This window comes from Providencia xihuensis (genome assembly GCF_041953405.1).
Classification (GTDB): Bacteria; Pseudomonadota; Gammaproteobacteria; order Enterobacterales; family Enterobacteriaceae; genus Providencia; species Providencia vermicola.
The window spans coordinates 2,609,488-2,626,201 of the sequence record NZ_CP169565.1; the positions used below are offsets into that span (position 1 = coordinate 2,609,488).

Annotated in this window: 13 protein-coding genes; 6 read left to right on the top strand and 7 right to left on the bottom strand. The window is 42.6% G+C overall.

The window, feature by feature from the left end; all coding sequences use genetic code 11:
• The first annotated feature begins 22 nt into the window (after window positions 1-22).
• A complete protein-coding gene (locus ACE2AL_RS11645; RefSeq protein ID WP_375083519.1) occupies window positions 23-1,672 on the top strand; it encodes an alpha-keto acid decarboxylase family protein in 1,650 nt (549 codons plus the stop codon).
• Window positions 1,673-1,731: 59 nt separating this feature from the next.
• Here the strand turns inward: ACE2AL_RS11645 and ACE2AL_RS11650 are convergent, their stop codons facing one another.
• Together ACE2AL_RS11650 and ACE2AL_RS11655 are read right to left on the bottom strand one after the other, a co-directional pair.
• Window positions 1,732-2,709 carry a Gfo/Idh/MocA family oxidoreductase gene (locus ACE2AL_RS11650; RefSeq protein ID WP_349415198.1) on the bottom strand — a complete coding sequence of 326 codons (978 nt, stop codon included), beginning with the start codon at window positions 2,707-2,709 and terminating at the stop codon, window positions 1,732-1,734.
• Window positions 2,710-2,787: 78 nt separating this feature from the next.
• Window positions 2,788-3,714, bottom strand: a complete 927-nt coding sequence (locus ACE2AL_RS11655) for a LysR family transcriptional regulator (RefSeq protein WP_375083520.1) — start codon at window positions 3,712-3,714, stop codon at window positions 2,788-2,790.
• A gap of 116 nt (window positions 3,715-3,830) precedes the next feature.
• On the opposite strand from ACE2AL_RS11655, the gene ACE2AL_RS11660 reads away from it, so the two are divergent.
• The 5 genes from ACE2AL_RS11660 (at window position 3,831) to ACE2AL_RS11680 (ending at window position 8,969) form a co-directional block, all read left to right on the top strand.
• Window positions 3,831-4,283, top strand: coding sequence for a DMT family transporter (locus ACE2AL_RS11660; RefSeq protein ID WP_272573275.1), 453 nt, complete (start codon window positions 3,831-3,833; stop codon window positions 4,281-4,283).
• 5 nt (window positions 4,284-4,288) lie between these two features.
• Window positions 4,289-4,717 carry a DMT family transporter gene (locus ACE2AL_RS11665; protein ID WP_375083521.1) on the top strand — a complete coding sequence of 143 codons (429 nt, stop codon included), beginning with the start codon at window positions 4,289-4,291 and terminating at the stop codon, window positions 4,715-4,717.
• Between the two features lie 267 nt (window positions 4,718-4,984).
• Window positions 4,985-5,713, top strand: coding sequence for an IclR family transcriptional regulator (locus ACE2AL_RS11670; RefSeq protein WP_272573276.1), 729 nt, complete (start codon window positions 4,985-4,987; stop codon window positions 5,711-5,713).
• Between the two features lie 21 nt (window positions 5,714-5,734).
• Window positions 5,735-7,144, top strand: a complete 1,410-nt coding sequence (locus ACE2AL_RS11675; RefSeq protein ID WP_375083522.1) for a YfcC family protein — start codon at window positions 5,735-5,737, stop codon at window positions 7,142-7,144.
• Window positions 7,145-7,148: 4 nt separating this feature from the next.
• Window positions 7,149-8,969 carry a CocE/NonD family hydrolase gene (locus ACE2AL_RS11680; RefSeq protein ID WP_272573277.1) on the top strand — a complete coding sequence of 607 codons (1,821 nt, stop codon included), beginning with the start codon at window positions 7,149-7,151 and terminating at the stop codon, window positions 8,967-8,969.
• A 73-nt stretch (window positions 8,970-9,042) separates the two neighbouring features.
• Here the strand turns inward: ACE2AL_RS11680 and ACE2AL_RS11685 are convergent, their stop codons facing one another.
• The 5 genes from ACE2AL_RS11685 to ACE2AL_RS11705 all read right to left on the bottom strand — a co-directional run bounded on the left by ACE2AL_RS11685 (window position 9,043) and on the right by ACE2AL_RS11705 (window position 16,690).
• A complete protein-coding gene (locus ACE2AL_RS11685; RefSeq protein WP_375083523.1) occupies window positions 9,043-10,182 on the bottom strand; it encodes an ABC transporter substrate-binding protein in 1,140 nt (379 codons plus the stop codon).
• An 18-nt stretch (window positions 10,183-10,200) separates the two neighbouring features.
• Window positions 10,201-12,324 (bottom strand): TonB-dependent siderophore receptor, encoded by a 2,124-nt coding sequence (locus ACE2AL_RS11690; RefSeq protein ID WP_206084109.1) that lies wholly within the window; start codon window positions 12,322-12,324, stop codon window positions 10,201-10,203.
• A gap of 370 nt (window positions 12,325-12,694) precedes the next feature.
• On the bottom strand, window positions 12,695-13,540 hold the full coding sequence (locus ACE2AL_RS11695; RefSeq protein ID WP_206084108.1) for a DmsC/YnfH family molybdoenzyme membrane anchor subunit: 846 nt from the start codon (window positions 13,538-13,540) through the stop codon (window positions 12,695-12,697).
• Between the two features lie 11 nt (window positions 13,541-13,551).
• On the bottom strand, window positions 13,552-14,094 hold the full coding sequence (locus ACE2AL_RS11700) for a DMSO/selenate family reductase complex B subunit (protein ID WP_375083524.1): 543 nt from the start codon (window positions 14,092-14,094) through the stop codon (window positions 13,552-13,554).
• Between the two features lie 13 nt (window positions 14,095-14,107).
• Window positions 14,108-16,690, bottom strand: coding sequence for a molybdopterin-dependent oxidoreductase (locus tag ACE2AL_RS11705; RefSeq protein WP_206084106.1), 2,583 nt, complete (start codon window positions 16,688-16,690; stop codon window positions 14,108-14,110).
• Window positions 16,691-16,714: the final 24 nt, after the last annotated feature.

The window sequence follows — 16,714 nt, forward strand, 5'->3', positions numbered from 1 at the left end:
GTAATTAATAGGAGTCAATATAATGAACCTGACCGTCATTGAATATGTTTTGAATCGTCTACAAGAAATCGGTATCAACGATATTTTTGGCGTCGCAGGGGATTACGCTTTCCCAATTGAAGACGCCGTGTGTGAAAATAAGTCGATGCGCTGGATTGGTAATTGTAACGAACTCAATGCCTCATATGCAGCCGATGGGTACGCTCGTATAAAGGGTGTCGCTGCACTTTCCACCACCTTTGGAGTTGGGGAGTTAAGCGCTTTAAATGGCATTGCTGGCGCTTATGCTGAACACTTACCTATTTTTCACCTCGTCGGCATGCCTGCCAGTGGTGTACAAAAAAATCATCGATTAGTCCACCACACATTGGGCAATGGTGACTTTAATGTATTTTACCAAATGAGCCAACATTTAAGCTGCGCTCATGCCGTTTTAACGCCTGAAAACTGCATCGCTGAAACTGAACGTTTAATCACAACCGCTTTACAAGAACGCCGCCCTGTCTACTTAGGCTTCCCTTCTGACTATGCCATTATGCCCGTTATGGCAGATAAAAATGTGGACAAACCTGCTATTCCTAAAAGTAATAGCGGATCACTGTCTGCGGCAGTAACGGCTATCTTAGAGAAATTGAACGCATCCACTCAAGCCTGTTTTGTCCTAGGGATATTAACCGCACGTTTAGGCCTTGCACAGCAAGTGCAAACACTGATTGATAAAACAGGGTTACCTTACACCACGATGTTTATGGATAAGGGCGTATTGAGCGAATCCAACCCAACTTATATTGGGCTCTATAATGGGCACTTAATGAACCCTAAAGTTGCCGATTTTGTCGAAAGCTGTGACTGTTTAGTCGGAATTGGCGCGGTATTAACTGACTTTAACTCAGGCAGTTTTACCGCAAAAATAAACAGTGAAAACCGTATTAATATTTTGTCAGACCACGTTATTGTCGGCTCTGCTGTTTATCCACAAGTCTATATGAATGATGTGCTTGACCAGTTGAATAAGCTTGCGCCTACGTTAAACCATAAAGTAATCCAAGCCGAAGGGTTAGGTTCCCCCCTCCTAAATGAACAAGATAAAATTACAGCCGAATATCTTTATCCTCGTCTCGAAAGCCTGTTCCGTGAAGACGATATCATTATTGCCGAAACAGGGACTGCATCAATGGGCTTAGGCTTTGCTTTGCTACCCAAAAATGCCCAGTTCCATAACCAAACCTTATGGGGATCGATTGGTTGGGCGACACCTGCCGCTTTTGGTGCTGCGATAGCCGAGCCCAATCGCCGTATCATTCTGGTCACTGGTGAGGGATCACACCAGCTTACCGCGCAAGAAATCAGTCAATTTGCCCGCTTTAATTTAAAACCGATAATTTTTGTGCTTAATAATGATGGCTATTTAATCGAAAGGTTACTTTGTAAAGATCCTGAGGCCTATTACAACGATTTGCCACAATGGAATTATGCGCAGTTGCCCCATGCATTAGGTTGCGAAGATTGGTATTGCCAACGCGTCAACAGCTGTCATGAGCTCGATGCTGCGATTAATATGGCACAATCTTCTGATCATGCGGCTTATATTGAAGTGGTGATGGACAGGTATGCATCTTCTGAATTAGCGAGAAAATTGGGTGAGTCCGTCAGTTCATTATATTCATTTTAAACATACTGGAATTGGCAGCGTGTTTCTCTTATCACCAAGCTGCCAATTTATTGTACCCATTACTCAAATATCAAGCCCACATTTTCCCGTGCTTCGGTGAGAACTTTAGACACACTTAATGCTAATGCCAGTAATTCATCACTTTGCTGGCGTTTTTGTGACGCAACCTGATCGCGAAAATAAGCAAATTCATAAATCATATGGTTAATGGACTCATCGCGGATCACTGTTGAGGTTTCACCCTCGATGCACACCTCTACTTTTTGGCAAAGGCTTGGGGCGCCCTGCACTTGGATGTATCCTTTTGTACCTTGGATAATGAAAAAACCAGGGCTGGCTGAGTCTTTTGCCCCCACGCAAGACGCTGTTGCAGTCGCATACTGCGCCGTGAATATCCCTGACGTATCAATGCCATTAAACCCTCTGTTACATATATACCGGCTGTTATCAGGTTTACCCATTAATGCAACCAATAAATAAATGTTATAGAGGTTAATGTCATATAACGCCCCACCCGCTTGTTTTGGGTCAAATGCCCCATGAACATGCCCTTGCAGGTAATCATTATAACGGCTTGAATATTGCGAATAGTTACCTTGAATGGCTTTTATTTCACCAATTTTACCCATGTTTTGTTTGATAATTGCAAATTCTGGTGTATGAATTGAAGTGATCGCTTCGAATAAGAAAAGATTTCGTTTCTGGGATAATAAAATTAATTCTTGCAGCTGTTCCCAGTGCGGCGTAAACGGTTTTTCGCAAATCACGTGTTTATTGGCCATCAGTGCTTGCTCAGTATACTGGTAATGCAAATGATTCGGCAGCCCAATATATACTGTGTCAACTTCCTCATCCTGCAATAACACTTGGTAATCCGTATAAAGTTTCGCAATACCAAATTGCTGACAAAGTACTTTACCTTTTTCTTCACTTTCGGGCCTAACGCACAATGCAACTAATTCAATCTCTTGCATTGTTTTTAATGCATCGAGCGCCATCATAATTATTTTGCCTGAACCAATGAGTGCAAGTTTCATTTACGTTACCTGTCGCGAATAAAATCAGTTTTAATTTGTTCATTAATAACAAGACATGAGCAGACAATCAATGAATACTCACCTTTTATCAGCCTTACTTTTGATTCGTTGCGGGTATTCACTGCCCACTGCAAACTGTGTATATAAAAAATCAATAAACACTTTTATTTTACGGGGTAAATATTCTTTTTCTGGATAGACTACGTAAATATTATGATCAGGCAATTGATAATTCGTTAGTAATGGAATTAACGTATCATCCCCCTCTATCACTGTAATAAAATGCGGTAATAACGCGATGCCGATATCGGCTTTAACGGCTTGAATTAAGGCTTGGCTATTATTAACCCGCAATGAACCTTTCGGTACATGGCTAAATTTTTTCCCTTTTTGATAAAAAACCCACTCTTGCCCTGCTTGATAAAACGAATATGACAAGCAATTGTGTTCACGTAAATCCGCCACTTTAGTTGGTGTGCCAAACCGAGCTAAATAACCTTTTGAGGCATATAAGCCACTGGTGCAAGGGAATAATTTACGCGCTACAAGGGAGGAGTCAGGGAGTTCACCGATACGTACAGCGATATCGTACCCATCAGTAATCAAATCCGTCACTTTGTCATCAAAAAACAATTCAACATTAAGTTCAGGGTATAGCTGCATAAAGGCAGGAAGCATTTTAGCAAGGTGTAATGTGCCAAACGACATCGGTGCAGAAATTCGCAATGTCCCTGCAATTTTGTCACTAAATTGGGATGCGACATCTTTCGCCATCATTGCCAACTGATATGACTGGCGAATATAGCCTATATAAGCCTCCCCCGCCTCGGTTAAACTCACGGTTCGGGTGGTGCGATGAAACAATTTAACCCCTAACGTATCTTCAACCTCTTTGAGAGCCTTGCTGATCCCTGACTTGTTCATATTCAACGACTTTGCTGCTTTTGTCAGGCTTAAAGCATCCGCTACCGCAATCAAAATAGGAAATGCGCTCATATTATCCATTGATCAATCCACTTATTGTCAACCAAAAGCAAACAGTGTGTTTTCTTGATGCAAAACTAAAAACAGAATACCTTATCACCCTCGAAATACAAATTGATTTTATAAGATTCATCATCATGAATAATAAGTATATTTTATCATTAATGGCGCTGACATCAGGTGTCTTATTATCATTAATGATTATGGCAAACAGCTATTTATCGCTTTTTACCACACCGCTAACCGCTTCTTGGCTAACCCATGCGATTGGCTCAATATTTTCATTGATTATTTATCTGTTTTACGTAAAAAAACAGAAAAACAAAGCCTCCACGACTCGAGGTAAATTACTTTGGTATCTCGGAGGGATCCCAGGGGGTTTTACGGTACTGCTCGCCGCAATCACAGTAAATAGCCCACTTTCGTTATCTGGCAGTATTATCTTGATGATCACTGGGCAAATATTATTCAGCTTGTTAGTCGATGCTTTTGGCTGGTTTGGCGTAACAAAGCGCAGGATCACCCATAACGATATTCTGATGTGTGTCTTACTAATCAGTGGCAGTAGCTTGTTAATTATCGGGAAATAATAAAAATGACACTCTATATTTTTATCGCATTATTCAATGGGGTATGCATCGTGATGAGTCGAACACTCAACGGAAAACTCGCTCAGCAACGCAACGCATTTTACAGTGCCTTAATTAATCATTTAATTGGTTTTTTATTCTTAACTGTCATTGTATTAGTCCTAAACCAATATCAATTTAACCTTACTGAAATTCCGTTAATTGCCTTTGTTGGAGGAATAATTGGCGCATTTTTTGTCGTCATCAATAGCTATGTTTTGCCATTGTTAGGGGTGATGTTAACGTCTGTATTCGTTATTTGTGGCCAAATGATATCAAGCTTAGTGATAGATACGGTTAATGGAATACAAAACCAAAATGCCTATTTGCAATTAATCGGGGTCGCTTTGATTATCGTGGGTGTTATGACCAATTTTACTAGGCAAACCAGATAATTGATATTTCGGGGCTATTTTGGCATCAATCATATTTTATTTGAGCGAATCGCCCTTAAATCACCTAAGTGTTTAAAATTAAAATAACCATTTGTTTTATTTAAAAATAAATAGCTATCCTTCCTAATTTTCTCGTATCCTCTATTTTAAAAACCCTAACTCACATCACAATTTATTAACAACTCTCTTGAATCATTTTTTGTTATTCCCCATGCTAATTTTATTAAATAAACCAGTGGTTTACTGTACAAACCGATCGAGGTTGGCATGAAAGACAATATTGTGACGGCTGTTGATGACGCCCTTTTGCTCCTAATGTTATTAGGTGAGAAGGATAACCTTGGACTAAGCGAACTCTCCCGTTTATCGGGAATGAATAAATCGAAGGTTTACCGCTTGCTCTGCACTTTAGAAAACCGCCATTTCGTACAAAAAAATGATAACCCCGTTACTTATCATTTAGGCCATCAATTGTTAAGTTTAGGGAATTGTGCACGTCAACAAATTGACTACATCCAAGTGGCTGACATTGAAGCAGAACGGCTGCGCCAACGCTTCGATGAAAACATTCAATTGCGTATACGTGATAACGATGACGTCCTTCAAGTTTTACATAAGCCTTCAGGACAATCACTTCAAGTCCGTAGTGAAGCAGGCAACCGTCGTGCCCTCGGCTCTGGTGCATCAGGAAGAGTCTTACTTGCCTATTCACCTTTAGATGTGCAATCCCATTTTACCGAAAAAAACCCCTCTCTTATCCAAACATTGGCAGATATACATACTCGAGGCTTCGCCATTACGCGCGGGGAATTAACTGCAGGAATTGGTGCAATCGCTGCGCCAATTTTTACGCAAAATGGGGATTGCATTGCAGCACTCAGTATCAGCCTCCCGCTTAGCCGTTTTTCTGATGACAAAGAAAAAGAAATGACGGAGCAACTTCTTCAGTCTGCTCTACGTATATCAAGGCAACTCGGTTATATCCCTAATAATTAATACAATAAAAGAGACTACACCATGCAACCAACACAAACCCTCAAGCAGAATGCATCGCCAGGTTGGCAGATGAACCCCGTTTTAGTCATGTTAACCATTGTGATTATTGCCTTTTTAATGACCTATTTTGTTGAGTCTGGGCAATATGAACGCGATGGCAAAAAAGTCATTCCTGACTCTTATCAGACAATTTCCAAAGAAGTGAACTTTGGGCAAGTCTTAGGAACCGAAAAACCCGCTGAAAATGAAGCGGCTCCCGTCAGTTTAATTCAACTATTTAAAGCCATCCCAGAAGGAATTATTAAGCAATCCCCTCTTATTTATATGGTGCTATTTATTGGTGGAATGTTTGGGATCCTGAATAAAACGGGGGCTATCGAGTCAGGGCTTGGAAGGCTATTGCATGTCACTCGGGGGAATATTTACTTATTAATTCCTTTTTTAATGATTGTTTTCTCGATGGGAAGCACCTTTATGGGATTAGCCAAAGAGTACCTTTTGGTGATCCCGATGGTCATTGCCCTGATGAAACGTGTTGGGCTTAATGAGCTTATCGGCCTCGCAATTGTTGCTATCGCCGTTAAAGTTGGTTACCTCGCGTCAATTACTAACCCTTATGCATTATCGATTGCTCAGCCACTGGTGGGACTACCTGTATTCAGCGGTTTAAGCATGCGTGTTGCCGCCTACTTTATTTTTATCAGTTTAGGGATTTTGTTTGTCTTTTACAGTATCCGTAAAACGACATTAACTCGCTATATTGTTGAAGAAAATAGCCAGTCAAGCGCGCTGACAGGCCGCCATAAGTTAATGTTAATTATTTTAGCCATTGGCGTGGCTTTTTTAGTCTATGCATCTAATCGCTGGCACTGGAAGAATAATGATTTATCCGCTTATTATTTGTTTCTAAGCGTCGTTTTAACTTTTTGCAGTGGCCTAACGGCTAGCGCAGCAGCGGATGCTTTCGTTAGCGGGATGAAAAAAGTGCTGATTGCTGGCGTGCTTATTGGGCTCGCAACGGCGGTTGAAATTATTCTTTCCCAAGGCAAAATTCTGGATACGATAATTCACCAACTGGTTGGCTTAGTAGGTAACCATGGGGCTTATGTTTCCTCATACAGTATGTTTATTTCTCAATTATTATTAGATGTCGCTATCCCATCCACCTCAGGGCAAGCCGCTGTCACTATGCCAATATTAGGCCCCGTAGGTGAAATTTCAGGTGTTTCCCCGCAAACGACTGTTTTTGCTTTTTTAATGGGGAATGGGCTGACCAATATGATCACGCCAACGTCCAGCGGATTACTGATCTTTTTAGCGACCGCAGGTGTCAGTTGGACCACATGGGCAAAATATATTTTCCCACTTTTTTTAATTTTTATGGCTGTCGGTATTGGCTTACTAACCATCGCAGTCAGCATAGGATATTAACTATATGGATATGAAGAATTTCCGCATCGTTATGCGTGATGGTGTAACCCTATCAACGGATGTCTATTTCCCGCAAGACGCTGATGATTTCCCTTACCCCGTAATTATCGAGCGCACACCTTATGACAAAAAAGCCCCTTCTCGTTCTGAAAAAACGGTCACTGGGCACCAGATAACGCGTCAGGAGATGGCGCGTTGTTTCACCCATGCAGGTTTTATTGTTATTTATCAAGACTGTCGTGGCCGTTATGAGTCCGAAGGTAAATTCACCAAATATATTAATGAGGCAGAAGATGGTTTCGATACACTACAATGGATTATGGCACAGCCTTGGTGTAACGGAAAAATCGGCTCTATGGGGCTTTCTTATGCAGCCCATACACAATTAGCCATGGCCTGTTTGAATCCACCAGGCTTATCTACCATGGTGCTCGATTCAGGGGGCTTTGCCAATGCATTTCAATGCGGTATTCGTCAAGGGGGAGCCTTTGAGCTCAAACAAGCCACTTGGGCGTATAAACAAGCAAAACTAAGCCCACTCGCTCAACAATCCTCCACGGTTTCAACGGCTTTAGCACAAGAAAATATTCATGATTGGTTTGCGGCTATGCCATGGCACCAAGGGCACACATTACTAAAACATGTGCCTGAATATGAATCTTATTTGTTCGAGCAATGGGAAGAAGAGTGTTTTACCGATTATTGGAAAAAAATAGGCATCTACGCTGAGGGCTACTACGACCAAATCCCCGATATCCCCGTGTTATTTATGTCCAGTTGGTATGATGCTTATGTTAGCTCGACATTAGATAACTACCGCGCATTCACCACAACAAAGCAATCACCACAAAAATTAATCATGGGTCCTTGGCTACATGGGGACCGAAATATTACCCATAGTGGTAATGCTGAATTTGGTGAAGTTGCCGCTTTTGATCACAATGTCAGTGAAGATTGGTTAGCCTGCCGCTTAGTTTGGTTCAACACGCATTTAAAAGGTCTTAACCCACCAAAGCCTCAGCAAGACATTACTTTTTTTATGATGGGTGGCGGTAGTGGTAAACGTAATTCTGAGGGGCGTTTAGAACATGGTGGTGAGTGGCTTCACCACCAACAATGGCCATTACCCAATGTTGAAAAAACACCTTTTTTCCTTTGGGGAAATCAATCTCTTCAGCGTGAAGAGTGCCCCAAGCAAACAACAATATCCTATTGCTATGATCCTAAGTACCCTGTTCCAACCATCGGCGGCGCTTTAACATCAGGCCAACCTATCTTTTGGGGAGGAGCATTCGATCAACGTGAACTGCCTGATTTTTTTGGCAGCCAACAAAATAACCTGCCGCTTTCCGCTCGCCCTGATGTTTTAGTTTTTGAAACCGACATTTTACAAGACGATATTTGTTTGGCTGGTGATATTGAAGTGTCTTTATGGATCAGCAGTGATGCCTTAGATACGGATTTTACAGCTAAATTAATTGACGTTTATCCACCCAATGAAGATTACCCGCAAGGTTATGCCATGAATATTACCGATGGTATTTTCCGCTGCCGTTTTCATCAGGGCTATGAGCAAAAAACCTTGTTAAACCCTAATGAAGTGGTTGAAATTAAAATCAAACCGTTTGCTTGCGCTAACCGTTTTGTGAAAGGGCACCGTATTCGGTTAGATATTTCCAGTAGTAATTTCCCCAAATACGATTTCAACACCAATACAGGTGAAACTATCGCAGGGGATAGAACATGGAAAGTGGCACATAACAGTATTCATATTTCAAAGAGATACCCATCGAAGGTCGTATTACCCATCGTTAAGAAAACGTAATCACTTCCGATAGGTACGATTAAGATATTGGCCTGCTTTAGTAATCAAGCAGGCCAATGAAGAAGCCATGTTTTTACTGTGCTTTAACCCAGAACACACCATCGCCCTCTAATGCCGTGAAGGTTTTGTGCAGATAATCGCTATCCGCTTGTGGGTCAAGTTCGGCAAATAAATTGGGGTGAAGAAACTTCGCTATCGCTTCCACCGCAATAATATTAAACGGAGTGTCATAATATTGCTGGTATAACGCTAAAACCTGCTTGTTTTGATATGCCGCTAATGAGCGCAGTTTAGGGCGTTCCATCAGCTTGATTAGCCTAGCCTGCGATTTGGCTTTATCGCCTGTATACCCTAAAGGCACTGAAGCGCTACCTTTACGTGTACTATCCCAATCCGCGGCGGTCATTAAATAATAGTCAGGATTACTGTGAATTAACTGCTCTTCGTTAATTTCACCGCCCATTCCAATACTGAACCACTGTGAACCGAGATTATTTCCCCCTGCCGTTTCAACAAACTCACCAAAATTGCCATTGCCAAAGGTTTTGCAACAGTAATCTTCACCTGAAATCCCTGCAGCCCTTTCAATAAACACACTTGGGCGCTGGCTTTTATCAAGTGTTGCCACTTTACTGCGGATCAAATCCAACCTTTGTTGATAAAACTGGTTAAATGCCTCCGCTTGTTGTGGTTCACCGAACACTTGGCCTAATAATGCCATACTCGGCATGGTATTTTTCAGCGGGTATTGCCGAAAATCGATGAAAATGACGGGTAAACCGCTTTTTTCCAGTAAAGATAGCGTGCCACTTTCCGTCAACTTGCTTTTCAAACCGATATCAAAAATCAGTAAATCAGGTTGAGCGACCAAGGCCTTTTCAACACTAAAGTCGGTTGTGTAAGGATTTGGAAAAACAGGAATTTTGCTTAGTTCAGGAAACTTTTTACTGTACGCTGCGCTTAAGTCGGGCGCTTTTTTGATAAGCGCATCATCCCACGCAATAATGCCTTTTAATGGGCTTTGTGGGTGCAAGATATTCAATGCCACCAGCACACGGCTATCCGCCAGCATCACCCGTGAAACAGGTGCATTAACGGTAACTTCCCGCCCCGCGATATCGGTCACTGTCATAGGTGCAGCGAAACTCGTCGCCGCACTGAACAGACTCAATAACCCAAATAAGCAATACTTATTGATAAATCGACCTATCATTATCCTGCCTTATCTTAACTAAAATTTCACTGATGCTTGAACATAGTATGTTCTTGGCTGCCCAACGTAGATCCCATAGTTGTTATCTGTCGAGCGCGTAAAATAGGTTTGATCAAATAAGTTTTTAATACCAGCCGATAATGTTAAATCAGACAAACTTTTACCAAAGTGGTATTCCCCACGCGCATCCCACACCATATAGCCAGGTATTGTGCCATATCGGCCATCTGCACTTGGTTCGGTCACATAATGACTTGTTGTCCCTGGTGATTCCTGAGTTGATTGCGCATAGGTATTTAGGTTCCACACCCAATTGCCTGTTTCATAACGGCTACCTGCGGTGATCACTTGACGTGAATAGAACGGTAAGTCTTTATGAGCAAAATCCCCTTTCTTACTGACTGCTTTAGTATAGGTATAAGTGCTATACACGCTCACACCATCAAGAACATCGGTGAGATCCGCTAAATTGTACCTTGCCGCTAGCTCAACACCTTGGTGCGTCGTCGCGCCTAAATTAGTCCAACCAGTTGTATTTTCGACATAAAGAAGCTGGTCGTCGAAATCGATATAGAATAAAGTCGCTTCTAAAGAGAGCGCTGTATTGTCGTATTTCGTGCCCACTTCATAGTTATGGGCTTTTTCTGCACTTAACCCGTTAGCTGGTGAATTGCCAACCCCTTTTGTATTCAATTGGAAGTACTGCAAACTCCCAAATGAAGTGCTGGCATTAGCAAATAATTTCCACTCATCATCAATATGGTAAATCACCGCCAATGCAGGAAGTGGCTCGCTGTAACGCTTACTGCGATTTTGATTTTTAAAACTGTCGTTTAAGTGAATATTGATGTTTTCGTAGCGAATACCCGGAATGATAGTCCAGTTGCCGACATCAATGGTGTCATCAAGGTAAATCGCATGCGCTTCCGTTCCGCCCGAGGTGTGTTGGTAGTAGTCATTGGTACTTGGGCGTGTGTTTTGTGTGCCAGCTTGGTACCAATTTGAGCGATAGGCTTTTTCATCAGCGGTTTCATTTAAATAACGGTAGCCCACAGTCACTTCATGGGACATATTATTGAAACGAAACAATTGTGAATAACTTGGCTCAATGGCATACGCGGTATAGTGACGCGGGTAAGAAACCAAACGTCTCTCGTTGGCTTTGTCTTTATGGTCACTTTCAATATAGCTACCACGGTAGCTTTTGCTAAACCACGTCATTAATTCGAATTGCTTGTCATCTTCTTCATGTTTATATTTCAATGACATATCTTGGCGATTCCCTTCAAAACGGTCATAAGGCCGCGTTGATTGGAATGGGTCTGCATTATATTGAGCTTGGGTTAACCCGCCTGGCATTCCAGACATCGCGTGATAATAGTGAAAATTCGCTAATAGCTCGTCGTTATCCGTGATGGCATAACGGGTTTTCAACATAAAATCATCAATATCCGTATTATCATTACTTTTGCGATAACCCTGCCCGTGTAAACCCGAATATAGGATCATGGCACCCGCTGAATCATCAGCTTTAGAGCCACCTAATGAGGCATCCACTAAGGTCTTTAACCCACCTGTTTTCGCCCCTTGGGTTTGTACCGCTACCCCGCCACCAAACTCCTTTGGAATTGGCTTGGTCACAAAGTTAATCACTCCACCTACGTTTTGTGGCCCATAACGTACAGATGCCCCACCACGGATAACATCGATGGATTCAATACTGCCTAACGAGAGTGGTGACATGGAAAGTTGTGGCTGACCATAAGGTGCTGCCGCCAACGGCATCCCATCAAGCAAAATCGTTGAACGTGGCGATAAACGTGAGGTTAAACCGCGCACCCCTACGTTTAAGGAAACATCACTTCCCCCAGTTCCATTACTTTCACGCACTTGAACACCAGGGATACCTTTTAGTGCATCCGCAATGGTTTCACTGCCCGTTTCTTTAATTTGTTGCTGTGTTTTAACGGTTCGTGCACCGGGATGGTTAAATACCACTTCGCTGTCTTCGGTATTTTCGAGCCAGTTACCCGTGACGGTAATTTGGTCATTTTTAGCGTTATCAGCCGCAAAAGCATAGTGAGAAATCAATGAAGCAGAAATTGCCAATGGCAAAAGTAGTTTGCGAGTTTTCAAGTTCATAAAAGGCGAGTTAAGAAAGAAGATTAAGATCAATAATGATAATTATAATCATTAGTAATAATCAACCATATTTACTCTTTTTTTATAACAAAAACATCTAACTAATTAAATTATTAGTTATTATTCTTTTTTTAGCCTAAAAAAAAGACAAATAAAAATCCGAAGGGGTTACCTTCGGATTTCAGACTGCTGACAAACCAATTAGGTTTGGCTGCAGGTTGGATAGGTTTTGAAAATAAATTAGGAAAATCAATTTATTGATTTTCGGCTGATAACACAAAGCAGGAAAAAACACGCTTTTATCCTGCTTTGTCAACAACCTCCATCCGAAGGGGTTACCTTCGGATTTCAAATAACTCAAGAGTTAAAATTAACCTCCGAGAGAGAAAAATACGACGCGCCCCACAGCTTCACTAGCAAAAATACATAACACAGCAAATGACATGACTAATGTTGCATTCGTTGATTGGCTTGATTTTTGGCACAACAAACGACCAACAAACAGAACGCCTACTGCGATTAACGCCACACGGGCAATACTCAGGCTAAGTAATCCTTCAGGCAATTCACGCGGGGTCATGCCCATATAAATTGGCTCACCGATATTGCTCAGTAATGACAATGCACCGAGTAACATCAATAATATCCCCACTACACCCACACCTAATGAAGCTTTTACCACTCGCTTAAGTTGATCCTCTTTACCCAAAGAACGCAGGCCACCCACTAGCAATGAAGCCGCAATCACACCGCCAACCAATAACACTGCCCCAAAGAAACTGGCGTAAGTAAATAAACCACCCCACAAGTTAAAGAGCGTGTTTGCGTACAGCGCCGACATGGCATACATATACACCAAGCCCGCGATAGCGCTGAGAACTAATAATGCACTATTCGCTTTATTTTTGAGTAATAACAAGGCTGTGCTCAAAAATAACAATGCCATGTAAATCGCGGTTGCCCATACTTCACGGCTCATCCAAGAACTAGAAACATGGACCATGGTGTAAAACATGTGTAATGGATTACCCATATGAAACAATGAGCCCAATAACCCTACGCACCCTAAAACAAAACTCGCAACTACGGGCTTTTTAATAAGTTGCTTTTTTTCATTTCCTTCAAGGATACGACAATAGCACAGCAACGAAACAACCAAGCAGCCTACTGATGCTTGCATAAATAAGGTGAAAATCACCAATGGAAATTCATGCATGATAATTCTCCTTATCCTTTCGTGCCAACAACAAGGTTGGGTTTGGTGATGCTTGAACTTGGCAGGCCATCAATATCCGCATTGGTCCCGTATTTTTTGCGCAGTTCGCTTATCAAGCCAAACTCTATTGCACGCATTGGGCAAGAATCGACACACATTGGGTTCCCCCCCTGCTCGCGTAAATCAATACAGGTATCACACTTAGTCATCATGCCGATGCTGGCATCAAATTGTGGGGCTTCATACGGGCAAGCCCATGTACAATAACGGCAACCGACACATTTATCGTGGTCAACCAAAACAACGCCATCTTCTTCACGTTTGTGCATAGCCGTTGTTGGACAGTGGCTAACACATTGCGGGTCATCACAATGATTACACGCAATAGATAAATGCCAACGATGTGGGCGGGGATATTCACCCACTTCGATATCGTACACACGGCGAAAATTACGCCCAACCTCAAGGTCATTTTTATCTTTACATGCCACAACACAGGCTTTACAACCAATACAGGTGGCAACATTGATATAAAATCCGACTTGTTTATCCATTATTCATTGCCCCTTAAAAAATAATACGCTGTGGAATTGCAACATCAGGGACTAACTGGTCACCATCCCATTTTTCGATGTTACATAACATGGTATTCCACCCTGATGTTCCTAACCCTGTTGGGACTTGGATCGTCAGCGTATTATCTGCACCAGCCATATCTATCCCTGTTTTTTCATCCACATCCGTCCAGCTACCATGAGGTAATGCAACTACCCCTGGTTTCATGGTTTGCGTGACTAGCGCTGGGCGGACAATTTTTCCGTGAGGGCTGCTAACCAATACCGTTTCGCCATGCTTAATTCCTAAACGTTTAGCATCAGAGGCATTGATATAGATCGGACTTGGCCACTGCTCACGTAGCCACGGCACATTATCTAACGTACTGTGTGAACGACGTAAATAGTGTGGGTTATAAATTTGGAATGGATAATCCCCCTTCTCTTTTTTGGCAAAGTCTTTAAAACTCGCCTCATAACCGCTAGCTGAAGGAATATATTCAGGAATTGGCGGTAATTTCGTCCAACCACATTCATCGGCTTTTTCCACCAATGTTTGGCAATAAATTTCAAACTTACCACTCGGTGTTGGGCGAGGATTCGCTTGCGGGTCACGAATAAAATCTTCGTAAGCAATGTAACCGTAATTATCTTCTTGCGTGCGCTGCACTTGATATTTACCAACAGTTAGGAACTCATTTAACGTTAAACGACCTTGCTGTGGTTTCCCTGTGACTTGCCATTCATCGATATCTGCTTGGGTAATCGTGAGCAGAGGCTCTTTAGTCTGACCATCTTCCCCGATAATGGTTGCCCCATTAAGTTTATTGAAAAACTGTTGTTTTTCTGAAACAGGGAAGACTTCATCCACATTGATCCCAAGGCGTTTGCCCAGTTCTTTGGCAATCCATTGATCACTTTTTGCCTCATAAAGTGGCGGGGTCACATTCACGGCGGCAATAATAACTTCACGGTTACTTGGGTTTAAAATCGTCCCTTCGCGCTCCCATTCTGTGGTAACAGGCAAGACGATATCAGAGTATTTTGCACAGGTATGTGGCACATAAGCTGCTGTTACCACGAGTTCGACATCTTTTCGATAGGCTTCAATACTTTGAGTAATATTTGCACGCGTCTGTAATGTCGCATTGAATGGGTGAATGATCATTTGAATATTCGCATCCACATCTCCCACTCCGCGCTGGCGGAATTTTTTCTCCAGCAATGCACGATTGAGTTCATTATGGTTGATTTTCAAACTCACAGGGTTGGGGATGGATGGTAAACCACTTGCGCCTGCCATCACTAAGCGTGTGCCGTTATTTCCCGCAGCAAAATGACAACTCACCCCCGTCATACGCCCTGGGCGCCCCATATGTCCCGTCATAAAGCCCAATGTTGAGAATGCTTGAACCCAGCCCTCTCCATTATGGATACGTGCAGGAGCCCAGCCCGTCAGTAAAGCAACGCGGTTTGTACCCCCGATTTCACGGGCTAATGTTCGAATATCTGTCACTGATAACCCACAAATATTCGCTGCCCACTCAGGGGTTTTTGGTTCACCTGAATAAGTGCCTAATAAATAATCTTTAAAATTACCTTTTGGATCTGCACCTGCGGGCATGTTTTTTTCATCAAAGCCCACAGTACAACGGCGTAAAAATTCCCAATCAATTAATGGGTTTTCTGGACTATCCATTTCTAACAGTGCATACATGATACCCAATGCAAGTGCATGGTCGGTGCCAGGGTTGATGGGATACCAATCCGCATCCATTAGTTCAGCCGTCGTGGTATAGCTTGGGTCGATGCTGATAAAACGTGCACCTGCTTTTTTAGCTTGATAATAGTTATAGGTTGGGCTTCCAGGGCTACTCCATGCAGGATTCGCCCCCCACATAACAATGAGCTGCGAGTTGCGCATATCAAAGCGGTCATTGGTACCAAAAGTATAAAAGCCTTCCAATAAACCGAGGTGAGCAGGCGTTTCAAACCAAGCGCCCCATGAGGTAGTTCCCCAATCCCCAACAAAACCACCTGCTTTGGCGTACACATTTTGGATATCAACACCGTTTCCACCCGTGATCCAAATCGATTCCTTGCCATATTTTTCTTTAATACGTTTCGATTCTGAGGCGACAATATCAAGGGCTTCATCCCAACTGATACGCACCCATTGGTCACGTCCACGCAAGCTTTTATCACCGCCACCTGGTGCCCAGCCTTTACGTTTCATTGGGTATTTTAAGCGATCAGCACCAAAAACCTGCTTACGCTGAGAACGCCCACGCAAACAGCCTCGTTGCTGTGGAAAATCGGGGGAGTCAGCAACCACATCATCCGTTTTTTGCCTCACTACCACACCATCTACCACCAACGCTTTATTCACACAACGCCCGCCACAGTTATGCCAGCACGCAACGGGCTTCCATTTCCCTTTGGTGATAGTATCCGTCGCTTGTACAATCGCTTTTTCTTCCTCTGGTGTGGATGCGTAAAGCCGTTTACTCAGCGGTAATGTGGCCATTACCGATGCTGCCGAAGTCCATGCTAGAAATGAACGACGACTTAAGGCTATTTTCTGTCTTTCTGACATTGCTCTTACCTCTTCCTTTCGTTT